Origin of the sequence: Stenotrophomonas rhizophila (assembly GCF_007667275.1) — a bacterium.
In the GTDB taxonomy this organism is placed as follows: Bacteria; Pseudomonadota; Gammaproteobacteria; order Xanthomonadales; family Xanthomonadaceae; genus Stenotrophomonas; species Stenotrophomonas maltophilia_AE.
The window spans coordinates 1,149,793-1,171,594 of the sequence record NZ_VDQT01000001.1 but is presented as its reverse complement, the minus strand read 5'-3'; the positions used below and the strand labels follow the sequence as shown (position 1 = coordinate 1,171,594).

General features: G+C 67.7%; 16 protein-coding genes. 6 read left to right on the top strand and 10 right to left on the bottom strand.

Annotated elements, in window-relative coordinates; genetic code table 11:
* Positions 1-118: 118 nt before the first annotated feature.
* Both FSZ13_RS05050 and FSZ13_RS05045 read right to left on the bottom strand, forming a co-directional pair.
* Positions 119-706 carry a hypothetical protein gene (locus tag FSZ13_RS05050; protein ID WP_145478290.1) on the bottom strand — a complete coding sequence of 196 codons (588 nt, stop codon included), beginning with the start codon at positions 704-706 and terminating at the stop codon, positions 119-121.
* Positions 707-819: 113 nt separating this feature from the next.
* The gene (locus FSZ13_RS05045; RefSeq protein WP_145478289.1) at positions 820-1,725 is read right to left on the bottom strand and encodes a LysR family transcriptional regulator ArgP; all 906 of its coding nucleotides are present in this window, start codon (positions 1,723-1,725) and stop codon (positions 820-822) included.
* A 132-nt stretch (positions 1,726-1,857) separates the two neighbouring features.
* Here FSZ13_RS05045 and FSZ13_RS05040 point away from each other — a divergent pair, with 132 nt between their 5' ends.
* The 3 genes from FSZ13_RS05040 to FSZ13_RS05030 all read left to right on the top strand — a co-directional run bounded on the left by FSZ13_RS05040 (position 1,858) and on the right by FSZ13_RS05030 (position 6,665).
* Positions 1,858-2,493 carry a LysE/ArgO family amino acid transporter gene (locus FSZ13_RS05040; protein WP_145478288.1) on the top strand — a complete coding sequence of 212 codons (636 nt, stop codon included), beginning with the start codon at positions 1,858-1,860 and terminating at the stop codon, positions 2,491-2,493.
* A gap of 161 nt (positions 2,494-2,654) precedes the next feature.
* Positions 2,655-4,640 carry a prolyl oligopeptidase family serine peptidase gene (locus FSZ13_RS05035; protein ID WP_145478287.1) on the top strand — a complete coding sequence of 662 codons (1,986 nt, stop codon included), beginning with the start codon at positions 2,655-2,657 and terminating at the stop codon, positions 4,638-4,640.
* Positions 4,641-4,721: 81 nt separating this feature from the next.
* Positions 4,722-6,665, top strand: coding sequence for an alpha/beta hydrolase family protein (locus FSZ13_RS05030; RefSeq protein WP_145478286.1), 1,944 nt, complete (start codon positions 4,722-4,724; stop codon positions 6,663-6,665).
* 32 nt (positions 6,666-6,697) lie between these two features.
* On the opposite strand, the gene FSZ13_RS05025 is transcribed toward FSZ13_RS05030, so the two are convergent.
* From FSZ13_RS05025 to FSZ13_RS05010, 3 genes are all read right to left on the bottom strand, one after another.
* Positions 6,698-9,376 carry a hypothetical protein gene (locus tag FSZ13_RS05025; RefSeq protein WP_186308836.1) on the bottom strand — a complete coding sequence of 893 codons (2,679 nt, stop codon included), beginning with the start codon at positions 9,374-9,376 and terminating at the stop codon, positions 6,698-6,700.
* A 225-nt stretch (positions 9,377-9,601) separates the two neighbouring features.
* Complete coding sequence (locus FSZ13_RS05015) at positions 9,602-11,359, bottom strand: peptide MFS transporter (protein ID WP_145478283.1); 1,758 nt, start codon at positions 11,357-11,359, stop codon at positions 9,602-9,604.
* Between the two features lie 236 nt (positions 11,360-11,595).
* Positions 11,596-12,744 (bottom strand): DUF1624 domain-containing protein, encoded by a 1,149-nt coding sequence (locus FSZ13_RS05010; RefSeq protein WP_145478282.1) that lies wholly within the window; start codon positions 12,742-12,744, stop codon positions 11,596-11,598.
* Positions 12,745-12,990: 246 nt separating this feature from the next.
* On the opposite strand from FSZ13_RS05010, the gene FSZ13_RS05005 reads away from it, so the two are divergent.
* The 3 genes from FSZ13_RS05005 (at position 12,991) to FSZ13_RS04995 (ending at position 18,569) form a co-directional block, all read left to right on the top strand.
* Positions 12,991-14,958 (top strand): OPT family oligopeptide transporter, encoded by a 1,968-nt coding sequence (locus FSZ13_RS05005; RefSeq protein WP_145478281.1) that lies wholly within the window; start codon positions 12,991-12,993, stop codon positions 14,956-14,958.
* 174 nt (positions 14,959-15,132) lie between these two features.
* Positions 15,133-17,196: an alpha/beta hydrolase family protein gene (locus tag FSZ13_RS05000; RefSeq protein ID WP_145478280.1), complete on the top strand. Its 2,064-nt coding sequence runs from the start codon at positions 15,133-15,135 to the stop codon at positions 17,194-17,196.
* 140 nt (positions 17,197-17,336) lie between these two features.
* Positions 17,337-18,569, top strand: a complete 1,233-nt coding sequence (locus tag FSZ13_RS04995) for a DUF819 domain-containing protein (RefSeq protein ID WP_145478279.1) — start codon at positions 17,337-17,339, stop codon at positions 18,567-18,569.
* Positions 18,570-18,751: 182 nt separating this feature from the next.
* On the opposite strand, the gene FSZ13_RS04990 is transcribed toward FSZ13_RS04995, so the two are convergent.
* The 5 genes from FSZ13_RS04990 to FSZ13_RS04970 are packed head-to-tail and all read right to left on the bottom strand — an operon-like array spanning position 18,752 to position 21,781.
* On the bottom strand, positions 18,752-19,234 hold the full coding sequence (locus tag FSZ13_RS04990; RefSeq protein ID WP_145478278.1) for a hypothetical protein: 483 nt from the start codon (positions 19,232-19,234) through the stop codon (positions 18,752-18,754).
* 46 nt (positions 19,235-19,280) lie between these two features.
* Positions 19,281-19,541 (bottom strand): cell division topological specificity factor MinE, encoded by a 261-nt coding sequence (gene minE, locus FSZ13_RS04985; protein WP_068850125.1) that lies wholly within the window; start codon positions 19,539-19,541, stop codon positions 19,281-19,283.
* 2 nt (positions 19,542-19,543) lie between these two features.
* The gene (gene minD, locus FSZ13_RS04980) at positions 19,544-20,353 is read right to left on the bottom strand and encodes a septum site-determining protein MinD (RefSeq protein WP_145478277.1); all 810 of its coding nucleotides are present in this window, start codon (positions 20,351-20,353) and stop codon (positions 19,544-19,546) included.
* Between the two features lie 35 nt (positions 20,354-20,388).
* Complete coding sequence (minC, locus tag FSZ13_RS04975) at positions 20,389-21,171, bottom strand: septum site-determining protein MinC (RefSeq protein ID WP_145478276.1); 783 nt, start codon at positions 21,169-21,171, stop codon at positions 20,389-20,391.
* A 13-nt stretch (positions 21,172-21,184) separates the two neighbouring features.
* Complete coding sequence (locus tag FSZ13_RS04970) at positions 21,185-21,781, bottom strand: GNAT family N-acetyltransferase (protein WP_145478275.1); 597 nt, start codon at positions 21,779-21,781, stop codon at positions 21,185-21,187.
* Positions 21,782-21,802 lie beyond the last annotated feature (21 nt).

The window sequence follows — 21,802 nt, the reverse complement described above, 5'->3', positions numbered from 1 at the left end:
CCCTTTCCGGTACGGATTTGGTGCAACGCAGCATTCCCGCGAGCGTTTACCACCGTCTGGTCGCCGTCCTCGATACGATCGGGCCGGTGTAGAGCCACGCCCTGCGTGGCTGCCCCGATCAATCCGCTCCCATCGTGAAGTACTCCGCCAGGAAGTACCCGCACTGGTACACCAAGGCCAGGATCCCCAATCCCAGATGCACCGGTCGCGAGCGGCTGGCGATACCCACTCCGCCGATCACCAGCATTACCCCGGTATGCACCGGATACGCCTCGCCCAGCATCTGCCAGCGGCTGTGGCCCTTGATCGCGGTGTCGCCCAGGTCAAGCAGGGTCACCAGCGCCAGCATGCCGAAGAAGCCGGCGCGGCGCTGCAGCAGGTATTGCTCGTAGCTGCCGTATTCGCGCAGGTCGTCGGGGAACAGCAGCACGCACAGCATGTACCAGCTGGCGCAGTAGCCGATCACGAACAGGTACAGGCCGAAGGTCCACTGCCGCACTTCGGCCAGGCGGAATTCCCACCACCAGAAGGTCACCACCGACACCAGCGTCCACAGCACCCAGCACAGGTGGATGCCGGACCAGCCGCCGCGCCGGGCCGGGTGTTCGATGATCGAGGCCAGCCCCTTCACCAGGGTGGTGATGCTCAGGCCCAGGATGATGCTGAGCACGACGCGGATATGCAGGTAGACCGGATCCGATTCCATGGAACGCCCCAGCGTTGGTTGCCCCGATCCTGCCAGATGCGCCCGGTAGGTGCCGACCGTTGGTCGGCACTGGGTCCGCCGCACCCGGATGCGTACGCACCAACGGTGGGTACCTACCGTTTGCGGCGGACCAGCGTTGCCGATGCGGCCAGCACCGCCTGGGTCAACAAGGCCATGGTCTGCACGTCGCCCTTCCAGTGCTGCCAGTACAGCGGCACGTCTTCCCACGCGCGCTGCTTCATCAACACCAGCCGCCCCGCCTCCAGGTGCCGCTTCACCAGCGGCAGGGGATTCATGGTCCAGCCCAGCCCGCCCAGGTTGGCCTGCACGAAGGCACGCGTGGATGGGATCCACCAGGTCGGCGCGGTCATCGGCAGGTCTTCGCCGGCCAGCCGGCGGGCAAAACGCGCCTGCATGTCGTCCTTGCGGTTGAACACCAGCACCGGGGCCTGGGCCAGCGACTGCGCGTTGACCCCCTTGCCGAAATAGCGCGCATGGAAGGCCGGGGTGCAGGTGGCGGCGTAGCGGATGCTGCCCAGCGGATGGATCTGGCAGCCCTGCACCGGTTCGTCCAGCGTGGTCACCGCGCCCAGCACCGCGCCCTGGCGCAGCAGGGCCACGGTATGGTCCTGGTCTTCCAGGCGCAGGTCCAGGGTGGTGCCGGTCTGCCCGGCGAAGCGCAGCTCGGCATCGGTGAACCAGGTCTCCAGGCTGTCGTGGTTGACCGCCACCGGGATGCTGGCATGCGGCAGGTCCTCGTCGGCGATGCCCATCCGGTGCAGGGCGTCGTGTTCCAGCAGCGCGGTCTGCTCGGCCAGCTGCACCAGCACCTGGCCTTCCGGCGTGGCCACCGCCGGCGAGGCGCGCTTGACCAGCAGCCGGCCCACGCGGTCTTCCAGCGCCTTGACCCGCTGCGAGACGGCCGAAGCGGTGACATTGAGCGACTGCGCGGCGCGCTCGAAGCTGCCTTCGCGGATCACCGCCGCCAGGGCACGCAGCTGGGCATGGTCGATGCGCATGGTCTTAAGTTCCGCTAAAGATGGTTAAGTAAGTTTAGCTCTACTTTTTCATGTTGCGGCGCGACAATACGCGCCATCCGGTGCTGTACGCCTTGGCGAGGCACCGCTCCCCCGCAAGACAGGTAGCAACCCATGTTCTCTATCATTTCCGGCGGCCCCGGTCTGGCCGCGTGGTTCAGTGGCGCCGCCGCCGGCATCGGCCTGTTCGCCGTGGTCGGCGCGCAGAGCGCCTTCATCCTGCGCCAGGGCATCCTGCGCAGGCACATCGTGCCGGTGGTGGCGACCTGTGCGGCGATCGATGCGATCTTCATCTTCGCCAGCGTGGCCGGGCTGAGCACGCTGACCCGCGCGCTGCCGTGGCTGACCACCGTAGTGCTGTGGGGCGGCGTCACCTTCCTGGCCTGGTACGCCTGGCAGTCGGCGCGCCGCGCGCTGGCCGGTACCGGCGGCATGCAGGTGGACGACAGCGACAACAGCTCGCGCCGCGCGGTGCTGACCGCTGCGGTCGGCTTCTCGCTGATCAACCCGCATTTCTGGCTGGACATGATGGTGATCGGCTCCATCGCCGACAACTTCGGCAACGCGCGCATGGCCTTCGCCGCCGGCGTGGTCACCGCCAGCTGCCTGTGGCTGACCGCGCAGGGCCTCGGCGCGCGGATGCTGGCGCCGTTGTTCACCAAACCGAAAACCTGGCGGATCCTCGACGGCACCATCGCCGTGATCCTCTCCATCCTGGCCCTGAGCCTGGCGTTCCGCGGCGTGCATTGATCTTTCTCTCTCTCCGTCAATGCACGTCTAAATGGCACCGTTCGCGGTGCCATTTTCTTTTTCGGCAGCAAAGCGACGTCGCGTGTCGTAACTGGCGCGCGCTGATGCGATACGCCTAGAATCGCCGCTCACGGACAGGGTGTCCGGACGGAGAGAGAAGGATGCGTCATTCGAAGTGGGCGGCGTGGGTCGTCATGGTCCTGCTGTGCGGGCCGGTTGCACAGGCGGCCGCGGCAGGGCTGGACCTGGAGCAGTATCTCAAGCGCGACACGTTCAACGACATCAAGTTGTCGCCGGGCGGCCAGTACTACGCGGCCACCGTTCCCATGGAGGACCGCACCGCGTTGGCGATCCTCGCCCGCGAGGGTGGCAAGGTGGTCGGCTCGTTCGTACCGCCGAAGAACAACCATGCGAGCACCTTCTACTGGGCCAGCGACGACCGCGTATTGATCGGCCTGGCCGAGAAGTTCGGGTCGCTGGACAAGCCCCAGCCCACCGGTGAGCTGTATGCGCTCAGCGCCAGTTCCGGCCGCGGCGAACTGCTGGTGGGTTACCGCGTGGAGAGCAACGGTCCGGGGACGCGCATCCAGCCCAAGAAGGTCGAGGCGGTCGCCGCCTTCCTGATCGACTCGATGCCGCAGGAGGAGCGCAACGTACTGGTGTCGGTGTGGCCGTTCTCCAGCGACCCGTTCACGCGCGTGGACCGCCTGGACATCACCAGCGGCCGCCGGCAGACGGTGGCACGCTCGCCGGTACGCAATGCCGGGTTCGTCAGCGACCCGGCCGGGCGGATCCGCTTCGCCCATGGCGCCGGCGTCGACAACGTCAACAAACTCTATTACCGCGACGCCAGCGGCGAAGGCTGGAAGCTGGTCAACGACGAGGCGGTGTCCAAGCGCATCGAGACCGCGCTCGGCTTCTCCGAAGATGGCAGCATCGCCTACCTTCAGGTGCAGCAGAACGACGGCCCCGACACCATCGTAAGCTGGGACCCCGCCACGGACGCGCGGGCGACCCTGCTGCGCGATCCGCTGGTCGACCCGGACCAGCTCCTGTACCGCCCCGGCACCCGGGTTCCGGTGGGGGCGCTGTACCTGGGCGAAAAGCCGCGGACCCGGTTCTTCGATGAAGCATCGGCCGATGCACGCCTGTACCGCAGCCTGGAAGCGGCGTTCGCCGGCGAAGCCGTGCTGATCACCTCCAGCACGCGCGACGGGCGCCAAGTACTCGTGCAGACCTGGTCCGGCCGCAATCCCGGCGACTTCTACGTCTTCGACACCGTGGCCAAGTCGGCCGACCACCTGATCAGCCGCAGCAGCTGGATCGACCCGCAGCGTCGCGCCGTGGTGCAGCCTTTCGCATTCAAGGCACGCGACGGCATGGCGCTGAATGGCTACCTCACCGTGCCGCCCGGTGCCGGCACCCGGCCGCCCATGGTGGTGATGCCGCATGGCGGCCCGTTCGGTGTATTCGACGATGGCAGCTACAACGCAGAGGCGCAGATGCTCGCCGACGCGGGCTACGCGGTGCTGCAGCTGAACTTCCGCGGTTCCGGAAACTTCGGTCGCGCCTATCGGAGCGCCGGTGCGAAGCAGTGGGGCGCGGCCATGCAGGACGACCTGACCGATGCTACCCGCTGGGCGATCGCCCAGGGCCATGCCGATGCGTCGAAAGTCTGCATCTACGGTGCCAGCTATGGCGCCTACGCGGCGATGATGGGGGCGGCCCGCGAACCCGGCCTGTACCGCTGCGCGGCCGGATACGTGGGCGTGTACGACCTGCCGATGATGCACACCACCGGCGACATCCAGCGCAGTGGCTCGGGCAGCACCTATCTGAAGGAATGGCTGGGCGACCCGAAGCAGCTGGCCGAGGTCTCGCCGGTGAACCTGGCCGAGCGGATCAAGGTGCCGGTGTTCCTGGCCGCCGGTGGCGAAGACGAACGCGCGCCCATCCAGCACACCCGGCGGATGGAAGCAGCGCTGCAGAAGGCCGGCGTACCGGTGGAATCGCTGTATTACCCCACCGAAGGCCACGGCTTCTACACCGACCCGCACCGCCGCGAGTACTACACCCGGCTGCTGGCGTTCCTTGCCGCCAACCTGGGCGGAAAGACCGCCGGTGGCGCGGCTGCGGCCTCGCCCTGACCCGGCGCACGTTCTTTTTCCCGGGGCTTCTGCCTAGAATCGGCGACCCGGACAGGGTGTCCGGGACCCAGGGGGGGAAGGATGCGTACTTCAATCATGGCCGCGCTGCTTGGCGCGGCCTGTGCTGTGCTGTCGGCACACGCGGGCGCGGTCGAACTGGACCGCTTCCTGCGCGAAGAATCGTTCAACACGATCAAGATCTCCCCCGACGGCACCTATGTGGCCGCTACCGTGCCGCTGGAAGACGCCACGGCGGTGGCGATCCTGCGCAGCGCCGACATGTCGATGGTGGGCTCGTTCCGTCCCCCGCGGCACAATCATGCCGGCAGCTTCGACTGGGTCAGCAACGAACGGTTGGTGATCGGGTTGGCGCAGAAGCTGGGACGGCTGGACCGCCCGCGCGCCACCGGCGAACTGTATGGCATCAATGCCGACGGCAAGGCCGGCGAACTGCTGGTGGGCTACCGGGTAGGGGGCTTCAACGAATCGCAGGTCGCTGCCTATCTCACCGATGAGCTGCCTGGCGACGACCGCAACGTCCTGGTCGCGGTGTGGCCGTTCGCCGAAAACCCGTTCACCCGGGTCGAGCGCATGGACGCGGTCACCGGACGGCGCGTGATCGTGGCCCGCTCGCCGGTACAGCGCGCGGACTTCACCACCGACAACACCGGCGAGGTGCGCTTCGCGCTGGGTGCCGGTTCGGACAACGTACCCAAGCTGTACTACCGCGCGCAGCGTGGCGAGGACTGGGTGCTGATCAACGACGAGTCGGTCAGCCACCGGGTTGAAAAGCCACTGGGTTTCTCTGCCGACGGCAGCCTTGCCTACCTGTGGGTAGAGCAGACCGAAGGCCCTGATGCGATCGTGAGCTGGAACCCGCAGACCAACGAACGGCAGCCGCTGTTGCGCGACGCGGTGGTCGACCCCGGCCGGATCATCTACCAGCCGGGCACGGGCATTCCGGTCGGTGCGTTGTACTTCGGCGACGTGCCGCGCGCGCGCTTCTTCGACGACACTTCGAGCACCGCACGGATGTACCGCACGCTGCAGGCGGCGCTGAAGGGGCCGGTGTACATCACCTCGAGCACCCGCGATGGCCGCACCGTGCTGGTGCAGACCTGGTCGGGCAGCAACCCGGGCGACTTCTATCGCTACGACACGGTGCAGAAGAAGGCCTCGCTGCTGGCCAGCCGCAGCAGCTGGATCGACCCCGGCCAGAGTGCGCAGGTGCGCCCGATCGCGCTGGCCGCGCGTGACGGCCTGCCACTGCACGGGTTCCTGACCGTTCCGCACGGCAGGGAAGCACGCCAGCTGCCGCTGGTGGTGCTGCCGCATGGCGGACCCATCGGCGTGTTTGACGAGGGCGCCTATGAGCATGAAACACAGCTGCTGGCAGCGGCCGGTTACGCGGTGCTGCAGGTGAACTTCCGCGGGTCGTCCAACTACGGACGCGCACACACCGTGGCCGGCAAGCATCAGTGGGGCCTGCGCATGCAGGACGACGTCACCGACGCCACGCGCTGGGCGATCGCCCAGGGCATTGCCGATGCCAGGCGTATCTGCATCTACGGGGCCAGCTATGGTGCCTACGCGGCGATGATGGGAGCGGTGCGCGAACCCGGGCTGTACCAGTGTGCGGCCGGGTACGTGGGCATCTATGACCTGCCGCTGATGTACCAGCGCGGCGACATCCAGGATGACCGTTCCGGAGTGACCTATCTGCGCGACTGGCTGGGGCCGGCGGAGGTGGTGGCGGCGCATTCGCCGGTGAACCTGGCCGCACAGGTGCGCGTGCCGGTGTTCCTGGCCGCGGGCGGCGAGGACAAGCGCGCCCCGATACAGCACACCAAACGCATGGAGGCGGCACTCAAGCGTGCCGGCACCCCGGTCGAGAGCCTGTACTTCGCCAGCGAGGGGCACGGTTTCTACACGCCGGCGCACCGGCGTGAGTACTACACCCGCCTGCTGGCGTTCCTGTCGCGCAGCCTGGGCGGCGACACTGCCACCCCGGCTGCGCAACCGTAGCGCCACGCCCTGCGTGGCGGCACCGCGGTCGATCAGAACGCCATCGACACCTGCATCTGCGCCTGCACGTCGCGCACCCCGAGCAGGCGCTCGGCCATGACCGCGCCGCCCAGGTGGGTGCGGCGGTAGCGGTAGTCCGCGCCCAACATCACGCGGTAGTCCATGCCTGACGGTGCCAGTCCCGGCACCGCGAAGGCGTGGTCGCCTGCACCGTGGAGGGTGGCGCTGCGCACGCTGGCACGATGCGCCAGCGACTGATACAGCGCGGCGTCGCCGCGCAGCGACCAGCCGTTGCCCAGGTAGCCGCTGACCGAGCTGCCCAGTTCCAGCTGCATGCCACTGCGCGTACCGTCGCCGACGGACAGGCCCAGTGCATCGGCACCCACTTCATGGAACGCGCCTTCGCGCGCATGCCAGGCGGTGGCGCCGAGTCGCGGCTGCCAGTCCAGCCCCGCAACCGCCAGCGCCGTGCTGAGCGTGCTGCCCAGCCGCGTGCGCGACAGCGCCCGCTGGCTGTGTGCACGCATGCGCGTGCCGCCCCACTGCAGCTGGCGCTGGCCGTCGGTCTGGTGCCATTCGTTGCCCAGCGTGTGCTGCAGGGTGAACGCGCCCAGCGCCTGGGCCATGCCGATACCCGCGAAGCGCGACTGCGAGCGGGTCTGGCCGCCGTCGGTGGCGAAGTCCGAGCCCAGCAGGCCGGTGCTCAGCTGCAGCTGGCGCCCGCCGCCCAGCGACATCGCCATCTGCATGCCGGTGCCCACGCCCTGCACGCCGGACGCGCTGGCCGACCCCGGACCAAACGCAACCATGCGATAGCCGCTGGCCGGCGTGGCACGGGCCAGGCTCGACCAGAAGGCTTCGCCATTGGCGCCCAGGCGCAGCCCGGCCATGGCCAGCCCGGCGCCGGACAGCTGGGTCAGCGCGTGGTTGAACTCGGCAGCGCTGGACACTTCCAGGCTGTGGTACAGCGCGTTGTTGCCGTAGCCGGCTTCCAGAGCCGAGGCGACACCGTGGGTGCCGGCGTCGGCCAGGTCGCGGTAATCGTTGCGGGTCATCACCACGTCGACCGTCCCTGCGTCGTCGCGCTCGGCCTGGGCCTGCCACACCACGGTGGCGCTGCGGATGTTCTGCTCACCGCCGTCGGCACCGAGGAAGACGCCCTCCAGCCGGACCTGCGAGGCATCGGTACCGCGGGTGAAGCCCGTATCGACGTCGATATCGGACAGGTCGCCGCCGGCATGCAGCACCATCTGCCCGGCGCTGCCGTCGGCGTTGGTGCCCACGGTATAGCCACCGATGCCACGCGGTGCCTGCCAGCCCAGGTCCGGTGCCGGGCGATCGGCGCCCTGGGTGGGCAGGTCGGCATGCACGCCGCTGCCGCTGCCGTACACATTGACCTGGCCGTTGTTGATCAGGCGCCCGCCGCCGCTGGCGCCCATGCGGAACGCGTGCGAGTTGTCGGCGTGGATGTTGATCACGCCACCGCGGCGGTTGTTGAGCGTGGCCGAGCCATCGGACTGCATCGCCACCAGGTTCTGGCCGTTGCTGCCACCGGCCACGCCGAGGTTGATCACGCCGTCGTTGATCAGGGTGGCACCGCGTGCGCCGGACATCGCCACCGCGCCATCACCGGTCACCGTGAGCGTGCCCTGGTTGAGCAGGGTGGCGTAGCTGCCTTCGGCGTGCAGGGCGGCGTGGTTGCGTGCGTTGCTGGTGATCTGCGCGCCGCGGCGGTTGATGCCGGTGCTGGCATGGCTGTCGGCGACGAGGGTCAATACACGCGCGTTGCCGTCCAGGCTGAGCTGGCCGTGGTTGTCGAAGGCTTCGATGGTGTCGCGCTCGTTGCCGACGCGGGCGGTTACCGCGTGCACCAGTGCGCCCTGGTTGAAGCTGCCGCTGGCGGTGACGCTGCCGTGGTTGTCGAACTCGGCCATGCCGCCGAGGACAAAGCCGCCGCCCTCGATGAACAGGCTGGCGTTGCGGCGACGCTCGCCGTTGTCGAATTCGCTTTCGCCGGAGAGCGTGACCAGGGTGTCGCGCAGCTCCATGCGGCCCAGGTTCTCCAGCTCCGAATCGCCGTCGATGCGGATGGCGGCGCCGCGCGCGGACAGGGTGCCATGGTTCTCCAGGCTGCCATCGCGCTGCAGCTGCAGCTGGCCCTGCAGTTCGAGGTGGCCGTAATTGTCCAGCTCGCCGTCGTTTTCCAGCAGCAGGCGCGCGGCCTGGCCGATGCGCAACGTGCCGTTGTTGCGCAGCTGGCCGTCGTTGCGCACCGCAAGCGTGCCGGCGCTGATCTGCAGGGTGCCTTCATTGCGCGCGTTGCCGACCACGCGGGTTTCCACGTTGCGGTCCCAGCTGATATCGGTGCCGGGGGCGGCCAGCTGCTGGTTGCCGCTGTATTGGCCGCCTTCGCTGCCGGGCACGGTGCCGCCACCGCCGCCGCCACCACCACCGTCGCCGCTGCTGCCGCCACCGCCACCGCCACCGCCACCCCCGGCCGCTGCTGCAGCGCCGCCGGCCAGGGCCAGGCCGCCCAGCAGCCAGCCGCTTACGCCGCGCGACCCGGCCTCGCTGTCGTCGCAGTGGAGTTCGTCAGGCGTGGCCTCGCAGTCCGAGGTGTCGTCAGCCTGCACGGGGGCAGCGAAGGTGGTGCAGAGGGCAAGGGCGATGAACGCGGCCAGGGGCCGACGGGACGGAACTGCGGGGGTCATTGGACACTCCATGGACGCATCAGGGAAGGCATGCACCTGCTTCGGACAGGTCTGCACGCGGGGGAGCGCCATGGTGGTGAGCGGTCGTTCGGGAGTAACTACAACTAGTTTCAACGACCAGGAAGTGTGACCCGGTCGGATGGTGTTAAGAACCGTTTATATGCAAGGCGCCGGAATTGTTCCGCGCCAGAAACGACAACGGCACCTGTAGGTGCCGTCGGGGTGTCACTTCACGCCGTGCATCATCCGTTTCAACCACGGCGCGCTGGCCAGCGCGACGGCGGCGCAGCCCAGGCCGATCCACATCAACAGCCAGAACAGGTGTTCGTAGCTGGCGGCGGCGGTGGCGATGTTCATGGTTTCGCCCTCCGGCACCTCGATGGCGGCGAGCTTGCCGAACAGGGCGGCCAGCGTTTCGGAGAAGGCCGTGGCGAGGAACCAGGTGCCCATCATCAGGCTGACCACGCGCGGGGCGGCGAGCTGGGTAACCGCGGACAGGCCGACCGGCGACAGGCACATCTCGCCGATTTCCAGCACCAGGTAGGCCAGGACCAGCCACCACACGCTGGCCATCTGGCCGGTGGCGCCGACCTGTTGCGCCGCCAGCGCCAGTGGAATGAAGGAGAGGGCGCCGAACACCAGGCCGAGCGAGGATTTGACCGGCTTGGAGGGGTCCAGCCGGCGCCTGTCCAGCCACGCCCAGAGCAGGGCGAACAGCGGCGCCAGCACGACCAGGAACAGGCCGCCGAGGTAAGTGAGCGAGCCGGCGGTCTGCGGAATCACCAGGCAGTCGCGGACCAGCAGCACCAGCATCAGGGCGACGATGGCGATGAACAGGGTGCGCGGGGCGCTGGAGCCGGGGTTGCGTTCGGACAGGCGGGCGGCGACCACGAAACCGAGCGGGGCCAGCAGCAACGAGGCGATCGACCACGGCAGCGGGGTGCCGCCCTGGATCACCAGTGCGGGCACCAGGTCCTTGGTCAGCATGCGGTCGGTGAAGGTGACCCAGGAGCCGTAGGTCTGCTCGTACAGGGTGAAGAACACCAGGGCCATGAAGATCAGTGCCATCAGGGCGATCATCTGCTGGCCCTGCACCGGGGTGCAGCGGGTGCCGGTGAACCAGGCGAACCAGACCAGTACGGCACCGAGCACGACGATCATCAGCATCAGCGCCAGGCTGATTTCGCCGCCAAGGGCGAACGCGCCGTTGGCGGCGGCCCACATCAATGCGGCCACGGGCAGCACGCCGAGCACGGCGGCGGCGTAGATCAGCCATTCGCGGCGCAGGCCGAACACGGGCTGGCGCAGCGCGGCGGGATCGGTGGGTTCGGCGTGGCCGTGCAGGTACTTCTGGCCCCACAGGAACATGGCCAGGCCGACCACCATGCCGATGCCGGCGGCGCCGAAGCCGTATTTCCAGCCATACGCTTCGCCGAGGAAGCCGCAGACCAGCGAGGCGAACAGGGCGCCGAGGTTGATGCCGGCGTAGAACAGGGAGAAGCCGGAATCGCGGCGCGGGTCGTTCTCGGGGTAGAGCTTGCCGACGATGGTGGAGATGTTGGGCTTGAGGAAGCCCACGCCCATGATGATCAGGGCCAGCGAGAGGTAGGTGACGCCGAGCGCGGCATCGTCGCGGACCACCTGGCCGTCGATGCGGGTGGCGGCGTGGCCTTCGAAGGCCATGCCAAGGTGGCCCAGCACCAGCAGCACGCCGCCGAACACCACCGCCTTGCGCATGCCCAGCCAGCGGTCCGCGAGCAGGCCGCCAAACACGGGAATGCAGTAGACCAGGCCGCCGTAGGCACCGAGCAGGTCCAGCCCGGCCTTGTCGCCGAACAGGTGGTACTTGGTGAGGTACAGCAGCAGCAGCGCCTTCATGCCGTAGAAGGAGAAGCGCTCCCACATTTCGGTGAAGAAGCAGACGTAAACGCCCTTGGGGTGGCCAAGGAAGTCGTCGGAAGCGGGCAGGGCGGTAGCAGTCATCAGGCGATAGGCGACAAAACAGTTCGCGATTATCGCTCGACCAACGCTTGCTGGCTGCCGCCCGTTCCACATCGGCCTCCCGGTAGGTACCGACCGTTGGTCGGTACGCTGTTGGCGCTATGCCGACCGCCCCGCGCCCCTCAAGGGCTGCGATGTCGGAACGAAATGCCGCGTAGAGCCACGCCATGCGTGGCTTGCTCTTCGCGGTGTACCCGGCAGCCACCCATGGGGTGGCTCTACAGATACCGCAACCAGACAAGGTCTTTCCGCCGCGCCTTCAGCCGCGCGAAAGCGCGCGTCGGCCAATACAGCGCCAGCGCGAGCGCGGCGGTGATCAACCACAGCTGCCACACGTGGTCCACGCCGAAATACGCGCCATGGGTGTGGCCCCAGCGCGCCTCGGCGGCGACGTACAGCGCCTTCAGCACATACAGGTGCAGCAGGTAGAAGAACATCGGGGCGGCGCCCACGTTGGCCAGCGGAGCCAGTGCGCGGGCCACGCGCGGATGCTCGTACAGGCGCAGCAGGAGCAGGCCGATGCCAAGCGTGAGCAGCAGGAACAGCAGCGACGGCGGGTACTTGGTGACGTTGAGGAGGCTCATCGCGGTCTGCATGCTGCTGCCGGACGCCTGCCACGGCGCGTCGCCGTAGACATTGGCGGCACGCAGCAGGGCGAACGCGACGAGGGCGCCGCCGCCCGCCCACAGCAGGCGGCGCCGGCGCAGAGCAGGGTCGCCATTGCGGGCGAACCAGGGGCCAAGCGTGTAGCCGAGGGCGATGACCGCGATCCACGGCAGGACGGGATACGAGGTACGCAGGCGCAGGGCATCGCCGACGGCGATCCAGTCGCGCTGGTGCAGGATCTTCCAGAGCACGGCGAGCGGGCCGTCGCCGCTGGCGTGCACGCCGTCCAGCAGGTTGTGGCCGGCGATCACCGCCAGCGCCAGGGCGGCGAGGGCGCCGCGCGGCAGCCACAGCAGGAAGGCCAGGGCGACCATGCTGATGCCGATCGCCCAGATCACCTGCAGGTAGATCACGCTCGGCGGGAACTGCAGCGTCCAGGCGAAGTTCACCACGGTCAGTTCGAGCGCGATCAGGAACAGGCCGCGCTTGAGCAGGAACGCCGAGGCGGCCCGGCGCGGGTCGGGCTGGGAACTGCCGTACAGCCAGGCCGACAGGCCAGTGAGCAGCACGAACACCGGGGCGCACAGGTGGGCGAGCAGGCGGCTGGCGAACAGGGCCGGTTCGACCTGGTCGACCGCCATCGGGTCGGGGACCTGCTGATGCAGATAGAAGGTCTCACGCACGTGGTCCAGCAGCATCAGCACGATCACGGTGCCGCGCAGCTGGTCGATGGAGGTCAGGCGGGGGAGTGTGGGGGCCACTGGGACACGGGAAGGGTGGTGCGACAGGATATAACATTACAAATGGGTTGTCCGGGTTGCGGATCCGGGTTTGCTGGTTTGGGTGGTTGGGGGTGGGCATTACCTGGTCCGGCCAACGGCCGGGGCTACGCGGGGCGCCTTTGGCGCCCCGGTATCGCCTTCGGCGATACGCCGTGCCGTTGGCACGGCTTGCCTTGCATCTGCATGAAGGCTAGGTTTGACGGGATTTTTACAGCAGGGGCTTCCATGAACAACGACGCTGCGCCCAAACAGCTCACTTTCCGCGCGGTGGTGCTTGCCATCGTGCTGGCGGTGATCCTGTCGGCGGCCAACGCCTACCTGGGTCTGTTCGCAGGCCTGACCATCGCCACGGCCATCCCGGCGGCGGTGATTTCCATGGGGGTGCTGCGCCTGCTCGGCGGCGGCACCATCCTGGAAAACAACATCGTGCAGACCGGCGCATCGGCCGGTTCGTCGATCGCAGCGGGCGTGATCTTCACGATCCCGGCGCTGGTGATCATGGGCTACTGGCCGGACTTCAAGTACTGGTGGGTGCTCGGCATCGCCGGGCTGGGCGGCCTGCTGGGCGTACTGTTCTCGGTGCCGCTGCGGCGCTCGATGATCGTCGAAGACCCGCTTCCCTTCCCGGAAGGCAAGGCCGCGGCCGAGGTGCTCAAGGCCGGTGAAAACCCGGGCCCGGGCCTGAAGATCCTGGCGGTGTCGGCCGCCATCGGCGCAGTGGTCAAGCTGGCCGCGGAAAGCGGCATGCGCCTGATCCCCGATGCCTGGGCCACGTCGGCCTACGTCGGCAGTTCGAAGGTCACCGCGTTCATCGGCACCAATCTCTCGCCGGCCCTGCTGGGCGTGGGCTACATCGTCGGCTTGAACGTCGGCATCGTGGTGGTGTCCGGCTCGATCCTCACCTGGCACATCGCGATCCCGCTGTACCAGGCGTTCTTCATGAATACCGATCCGGCCCTGGCCGCGTCAATTGCGACGGCGTCCTCGACCGAGGCCGCGTTCGCCATCTGGGGCGCGAAGATGCGTTACCTCGGCGTGGGCGCCATGCTGATCGGCGGCGTCTGGACCCTGATCTCGCTGCGCAAGTCGCTGCTCAACGGCGTCAAGAGCGGCTTCGCGGCTGCGCGCAAGAGCGGCGGCCCGGCACTGGCGCACACCGAACGCGACCTGCCGATGAAGTGGATGCTGGTGGCGCTGGTGGTGTTCACCCTGCCGCTGCTGGCGCTGTACCAGGCCATCGTCGGCCAGTGGCACGTGTCCATCCCGATGACCCTGATCATGATCGTGGCCGGCTTCCTGTTCGTTTCGGTCTCGGCCTACCTGGCCGGCCTGATCGGTTCGTCCAACAACCCGGTCTCGGGCATCACCATTTCCACCATCCTGTTCGCCTCGGCGGTGCTGGTGCTGCTGCTGGGCAAGGACGGCCTGACCCCGGTGGGTATCGGCGGCGCGCCGCTCGGTGCGGTGGCCGCGATCATGATCGGCGCGGTGGTGTGCTGCGCCGCGGCGGTGGGCGGCGACAACCTGCAGGACCTCAAGGCCGGCTACATCGTCGGCGCCACGCCGTGGAAGCAGCAGCTGATGCTGGGCATCGGCGCGTTCTCGTGCGCGCTGATCATGGCGCCGGTGCTGAACCTGCTGGCCACCGCGTACGGCATCGGGGTCAAGTCCGACCTGCACCCGAACGCACTGGCCGCACCGCAGGCCAACCTGATGGCCTCGGTGGCCAAGGGGCTGTTCGGCGGTGAACTGCCGTGGACCTTCATCGGCATCGGTGCCGTGGTCGGTGCGGCGATCATCGCGTTCGACAGCTGGCTGAAGTCGCGCAACGCACGCTTCCGGGTGCCGGTGCTGGCGGCCGCCATCGGCATCTACCTGCCGCTGGAACTGATGGTGCCGATCTTCCTGGGCGGTCTGATTTCCTACCTGGTCGAGCGGTTCCACAGGGTCCGCGCCGACGATGAAGAGGGCCGCGACCGCATCCACAAGCCGGGCGTGCTGTTCGCCGCGGGCCTGATCACCGGTGAGGCGCTGATGGGCATCGCCATCGCCGTGCCGATCGTGCTCAGCAGCCGCGCCGACGTGCTGGCCGTGCCGTTCCACCTGCCGGCCGCGCAATGGATCGGGCTGGCGGTCCTGTTCCTGGTGGGCTGGCTGATCTACCGCACCGGCAAGAAGGCCGGCACGGTCTGATTCCAGACCCCTTTGAACCCGACAGACCCCGCCATGGCGGGGTTTTGTCGTTCCAGGGTGTCCAGAATCCGCGTTTGCCGGGCAGGGCCCGGCACTACGGCATGACCAGTGGCCGTAGCGCGTAGGCCATTGGCGACATTACCATCGGCGTTTTGCCGTTCCGCGGAGACCCCGATGAAGCTTCGTTACGCCCTGCTGCCGTTGTGCCTGTTGACCGCGTTGCCCGCGGCCGCCGCCACCCGTGGCCTGGATGTGCGCGACATGATCGCGCTGGACCGGGTCTCGGCCCCGCTGCTCACCGCCGACGGCGGCAACGTGGTGTTCGCCAAGCGCGTGGTCGGCAGCGACAGCAAGGCCAGCACCGGGCTGTTCATCCGCAACCTGCGCACCCGCGACGCCGCTCCGCCCAGGCCGCTCACCCCGGCCGGCTGGAACGTCAATTCGGCCGCGCTGTCGGACGATGGCCAGACCGTGTATTTCCTGAGCGCCAAGGGTGGCAGCCAGCAGCTGTATGCGATGCCGCTGGCCGGTGGCGCCCCGCGCCAGCTGACCGACTTCGCGGTCGACGTGGACAGCTTCCAGATCTCGCCGCAGGGCGACCGCGTGGCCTTCAGCGCCGGTGTGTTCCAGGACTGCGGTTCGGACCTGGCCTGCACGGCGAAGAAGCTGGACGCGCACAAGGCGCGCAAGAACACCGGCGAGGTGTTCGACAGTCTGTTCGTGCGCCATTGGGACACCTGGAACGACGGTCGCCGCAACACCCTGTTCGTGGCGCCGCTGCCGGCGGCCAAGGCCGCTGCGGTGAAGGGTGCCTCGGCGATCAGCGCGACGCTGGCCGGCGATGCGCCGTCCAAGCCGTTCGGCGGCAATGACGATTTCACCTGGTCCCCGGACGGCCGCAGCGTGGTGGCGAGCATCCGCGTGGCCGGTCGCGAGGAAGCCTGGTCGACCAACTTCGACCTGTACCGCCTGGACGCCGAGGGCAAGCAGGCGCCGGTCAACCTGACCGCGGCCAACCCGGCCTGGGACGCTGGCCCGGTGTTCAGCGCCGACGGCAACACCCTGTACTACCGCGCGATGAAGCGCCCTGGCTTCGAGGCGGACCGCTTCGGCGTGATCGCGCTCGACCTGGCTTCGGGCAAGACCCGCGAGATCGCGCCGTCGTGGGACCGTTCGGCCGGTGAAGTGGTGCTGGCGCAGGATGGCAAAAGCTTCTACACCGCGGCCGATGACCTGGGCGAACACCGCCTGTTCAACATCGACATCGCCACCGGCAAGGCGACCGTGGTCGCCGAAGGCGGCAGCATCGGTTCGCCGGTGATCGCCGGCAGCACGCTGGCCTATACGAAGAACAGCCTGAAGAGCGGCGACCAGATCGTGGTGGCGCAGGCCGACGGCAGCAGCCCGCGCGAGATCACGCCGAGCGCCGGCCAGATGCTGCCGGACGTGGCCTTTGGCGATTACGAGCAGTTCCAGTTCAAGGGCTGGAACAACGAAACCGTGCACGGTTACGTGGTCAAGCCGTACAACTACCAGGAAGGCAAGACCTATCCGGTGGCGTTCCTGATCCACGGCGGCCCGCAGGGCAGCTTCGGCAATGGCTGGAGCTACCGCTGGAACCCGCAGACCTACGCGGGCCAGGGCTACGCGGTGGTGATGATCGATTTCCACGGCTCCACCGGCTACGGCCAGGCCTTCACCGATGCGATCAGCCAGCACTGGGGCGACCGCCCGCTGGAAGACCTGCAGAAGGGCTGGGCGGCGGCACAGAAGCAGTATCCGTTCCTCAACGGCGACAAGGCCTGTGCGCTGGGTGCCAGCTACGGCGGCTTCATGGTCAACTGGATCGCCGGCAACTGGAACGAGCCGTGGAAGTGCCTGGTCAACCATGACGGCGTGTTCGACCAGCGCATGATGGGCTACGCCACTGAAGAGCTGTGGTTCACCGAGTGGGAGCAGGGCGGCACGCCCTTCGCCAAGCCGCAGAATTACGAGAAGTTCAATCCGGTCAACCACGTGGCGGACTGGAAGAAGCCGATCCTGATCATCCACGGCCAGCTCGATTTCCGCATTCCGGTGGAGCAGGGCCTGGGCGCGTTCACCGCGGCGCAGCGCCAGGGCATCGAATCGAAGTTCCTGTACTTCCCGGACGAGAACCACTGGGTGCTCAAGCCGCAGAACAGCGTGCAGTGGCATGACACGGTGAACGGCTGGCTGAAGCAGCACATCGGCCAGTAAGCAAACGGACGCCGCCTTTCCGGGCGGCGTTCGCGCATTGCATGGGCCGGCCAGCGGCCGGCGCTACCCAGGGAATCGACCCTCCCGGTAGCGCCGGCCGTTGGCCGGCCCTCGACCATCCCCCAGACGACCTTTCGCCCATGCCCCTGATCCAGAACGACATCGTAGTCTTCGGCCTGATCGCCGCGACCCTGGGCGCCGTGTTCTGGACTGCCTCACGCCCAACGGGCCCATGGAAGCGCTTCTACACGTTCGTGCCGGCACTGCTGCTGTGCTACATGATCCCCGGCATCTACAACACGGTCGGGCTGATCGACGGCGAAAACACCCGCCTGTACAACCCGATCGCGCGCGATATCCTGCTGCCGGCGGCGCTGGTGCTGCTGACCCTGGCGGTGGACATCAAGGGCATCCTGCGGCTGGGTCCGAAACTGATCGTGATGTACCTGGGGGCGTCGCTGAGCATCATGATCGGTGCGGTGGTGGCGTTTGTTCTGATGAAGTGGGTGCACCCGGAAACCGTGGCCGGCGACACGTGGTCGGGCATGGCGGCGCTGGCCGGCAGCTGGATCGGCGGCGGGGCCAACATGCTGGCGATGCGCGAGGTGTTCGATGTCAACGCAACCACGTTCGGCCAGTTCGCGGTGGTGGACGTGGGCGTGGGCTATGTGTGGATGGCGGTGCTGATCTTCATGGCCGGGCGCGCGGCGAAGATCGATGCGCGCACCGGTGCCGATACGTCGGCCATCGACGAGCTGAAGCTGCGTATCGAAAAATTCCAGGCCGAGCACGAGCGCGTGGCCAGCCTGACCGACCTGATGCTGATCGTGGCGGTGGCGTTCGGTACCGTGGGGCTGTCGCACGCCATCGCCGGGCCGGTGTCGGCGTGGTTCAAGGGTCACGTGGCCTGGGCGTCGCAGTTCAGCCTGGACGCGCCGTTCGTGTGGGTGGTGGTGATTTCCACCACCTGCGGGCTGGCGCTGAGCTTCACCCGCGCGCGCAACCTGGAAGGCGCGGGCGCTTCGAAGCTGGGCTCGCTGCTGCTGTACTTCCTGATCGCGTGCATCGGCATGCAGATGGACCTGCTGGCGCTGCTGGAACGGCCGTGGCTGTTCGCGCTGGGGCTGATCTGGATCGCGGTGCACATCCTGCTGCTGCTGGCATTGGCGATGGCGCTGAAGGTGCCGTTCTTCTACTTCGCGATCGGCTCGCAATCCAACATCGGCGGCCCGGCTTCTGCTCCCGTGGTTGCGGCTGCCTTCCATCCGTCCCTTGCTCCCGTTGGCGTGCTGCTCGGGACCATGGGGTATGCGACTGGTACATATCTCGCCTACATCGTTGGCATTACGTTGCGCGCTTTGGCAGGCGGCTGAGTTCTCCGGCCCTCGCACCGCGCGGGAAGAACCGAACAGCCAGCGCTTTACGCGTGGATGCAAAACCGTCGAGAGCGCTTTTCCGCCGAGGCGCGATGCGTCGCCGTGCTGATCGTTGGTATCGGCAGTCGTCTGACGACCGACCCTACCGCGCTCATGCACGCGTGGGCTCGTACGCCGTTTTACGCGGCGAGGAGGCCGCGTTCGATCAGCCAGGCTTTTGCGTCTTCGGCGTCCTGTTCGAACCAGGCGCGCGTGGAGCCGAGGCGATAGGTGTAGCCCCAGGCATCCATGTCCGTCATCAGCTGCGCGCTGCCTACGCCGGGCAACTGGCCGGCCAGCACGATCTGCAGGTAACAGGTGGCGTCTTCTTCGGGGACCGAATCGGTCGCGTCGGTGTGCACCAGCGCGCGGCGTTCGGGCGGCAGCACGATCAGGTGGCAGGCTTCGTGCAGCATCGAGTGCACCGGCGTGTCGTTGCGCACGTACACATCGCTGGCGATGATGCCCGCCTCGGGCTCGCCCCAGTAACTGCCGGGAATCGGCGCGCCGTCGGCTACCCGGTGCAGGCGCAGCGCATGCCCGGCCAGCAACGTTGCGGCGGCGTCGAAATCGATGTCGCCCACGCGGGTGACCTGCGGTTCTGCTTCAGCGGTGGCGGTCATGGCGCGGGCGTCTTGCGCCCCTTCCCGCAGGAAGGGGCAGGGCGGGTCAGGGTTGCTGCGGGCCTTCCGGCAGTGCCACCGAAATGTCCAGCACGTCGTGCTCGCCGTCCTTGACCAGGTCCACCTTGACCGCGTCGGCGTCGATGTTGACGTACTTCTTGATCACTTCCAGCAGCTCGCGCTGCAGCAGCGGCAGGTAATCCGGGCCGCCACGGTGGCTGCGTTCCTGCGCAATGATGATCTGCAGGCGGTTCTTGGCCGTTTCGGCGGTGGTCTTCTTCGTCTTGAGGAAATCGAACAGGCCCATGCTTACCCTCCGAACAGCTTGCTGAAGAAGCCCTTCTTTTCCACGTTTGTGAAGCGCATCGGGCGCTCTTGCCCGAGGATGCGTGCGACGGCGTCATCGTATGCCTGGCCTGCGGGAGACTCAGGGTCCAGGATCACCGGTTCGCCCTTGTTGGATGCGTTCAGCACATCGCCCGATTCCGGGATCACGCCGATCGCCTTCAGGCCCAGTACCTCTTCCACGTCCGTGATGCTCAGCATCTCACCCGACTCCACGCGGACCGGGCTGTAGCGGGTCAGCAGCAGGAAGGCCGGCACGCTCTGGCCGGATTCGGCCTTGTGCGTCTTCGAATCCAGCAGGCCGATGATGCGGTCCGAGTCGCGCACCGACGACACTTCCGGATTCACCACCACCACCGCGCGGTCGGCGAAGTACATCGCCAGGAACGCGCCCTTCTCGATGCCGGCCGGCGAATCGCAGATGATGTAATCGAAGCCGTCCGCCGCCAGGTCCTTGAGCACCTTGCCCACGCCTTCCTGGGTCAGCGCATCCTTGTCGCGGGTCTGCGAAGCAGCCAGCACGTACAGGTTATCGAAGCGCTTGTCCTTGATCAGGGCCTGCTTGAGCGTGGCCTCGCCGTGCACGACATTGACGAAGTCGTACACCACGCGCCGCTCGCAACCCATGATCAGGTCGAGGTTGCGCAGGCCGACGTCGAAGTCGATCACCGCCACCTTCTTGCCCTGGCGTGCCAGGCCGCAGGCCAGGCTTGCGCTGGAAGTGGTCTTGCCGACGCCACCCTTGCCGGAAGTGACTACGATGATTTCAGCCAAAGGACTTCTCCTGATGATTCTGTTGGTGCACTGGCTCAGTCCAGCGCAGCGATCTTGATCTGGTCGTTTTCCAGCCACACCTGCACGGCCTTGCCGCGCAGGGTGTCCGGAACATCGTCCAGTACCTTGTAGTGGCCGGCAATGGCGACCAGTTCAGCGTGGAAGTCACGGCAGAAAATGCGCGCCGTGGTATTGCCCTGGGCACCCGCCAGGGCACGGCCCCGCAGCGTACCGTAAATATGGATGCTGCCGTCGGCGATCACCTCGGCACCGGCGCCGACCGTGGCCATGACCGTCAGGTCGCAGTTCTCGGCATACAGCTGCTGGCCGGAGCGCACGTTGCTGGTCTGCATGCGGCCGGGCTGCGGCGCCCCGCCGCTGGCGACCGGTGCGGCCGTGGCCGTGGCCGGGGCGGCGGCATGCGCGCGGCGGGCCGGTTCCGGCGCGGGCGGCGGGGGCGGCGCGACGGCCGCCGGTTCCGCGTCGGCGCGTTCGTACTGCGCGCGGAACTTGGCCAGCAGCGGCAGGCCGAGCTGCTGCGAGAGCAGGTCGGTATCGCTGCTGCCGTACGCCAGGGCCACCGGCAGCACGCCGGCGCTGCGCAGCCCGTCGAGCAGCGCCTGCGCCGTGGCCACGTCCGGCATCTGGCTCAAACCGCCGAAGTCCAGGATCACCGCGGCGCGCCCGAACAGCTTCGGCGCGCGGGCCACGCGGTCGTGCATTTCACGGGTAAGGCGTTCCACATCGAGGGTACGGATGCGCAGGTTGGCGATACCCACCTGGCCGATCTTCAGTTCACCGGCCTGTTCAAAATCCATGTTCGCCGCCACTTCAGGTCCCCGTCGGTCGAGGCGCGCGCTGCAGTTCGCGACGGTGGCCCACCCAGGGCACGTCGGGCAGCGTGTCGCCGTAGGTGTCGTGCACCCATTGGTAACTGCACAGGTCCTTGAGCAGCATGCTGGCGCGCACGTCCACGTGCGGCATGTTGTTCTGCCCGACCTCGCGGAAGCCGAAGCTGCCATGGAACAGCAGCGCCGCATCGGCACCGTGGTCCAGGAACACTTCGCAGGTCAGCTGCGGGTAGCGCAGTTCGGCGTAGCTCTGCGCATCGGCGTAGAACGCACGGCCCACACCACCGCCACGGCGGCGGCTGGCCACCACGATGCGGTCGATGTAGAAGAATTTCCGGGTCAGGTGCTGCTGGAACCAGGCGAAGTTGCTGCTGTCGTGCTGGCTGTCGCTGCCGAAGCCGATCAGGAAGCCGGCCAGGTTGCCGTCGCGCTCGGCGACGCGGAAATATTCAGCGGTATCGAAGAACAGGCGCAGGCGGGCGGCATCCAGCGGAAGGATGGCCAGGCCGGCGTTGTTGTTCAGGGCCAGGACGGAATCGAGCTCGTGCTCGCGCACGTCGCGGATGACAATCGACATTGTGACTCCGTGGGGTAACGC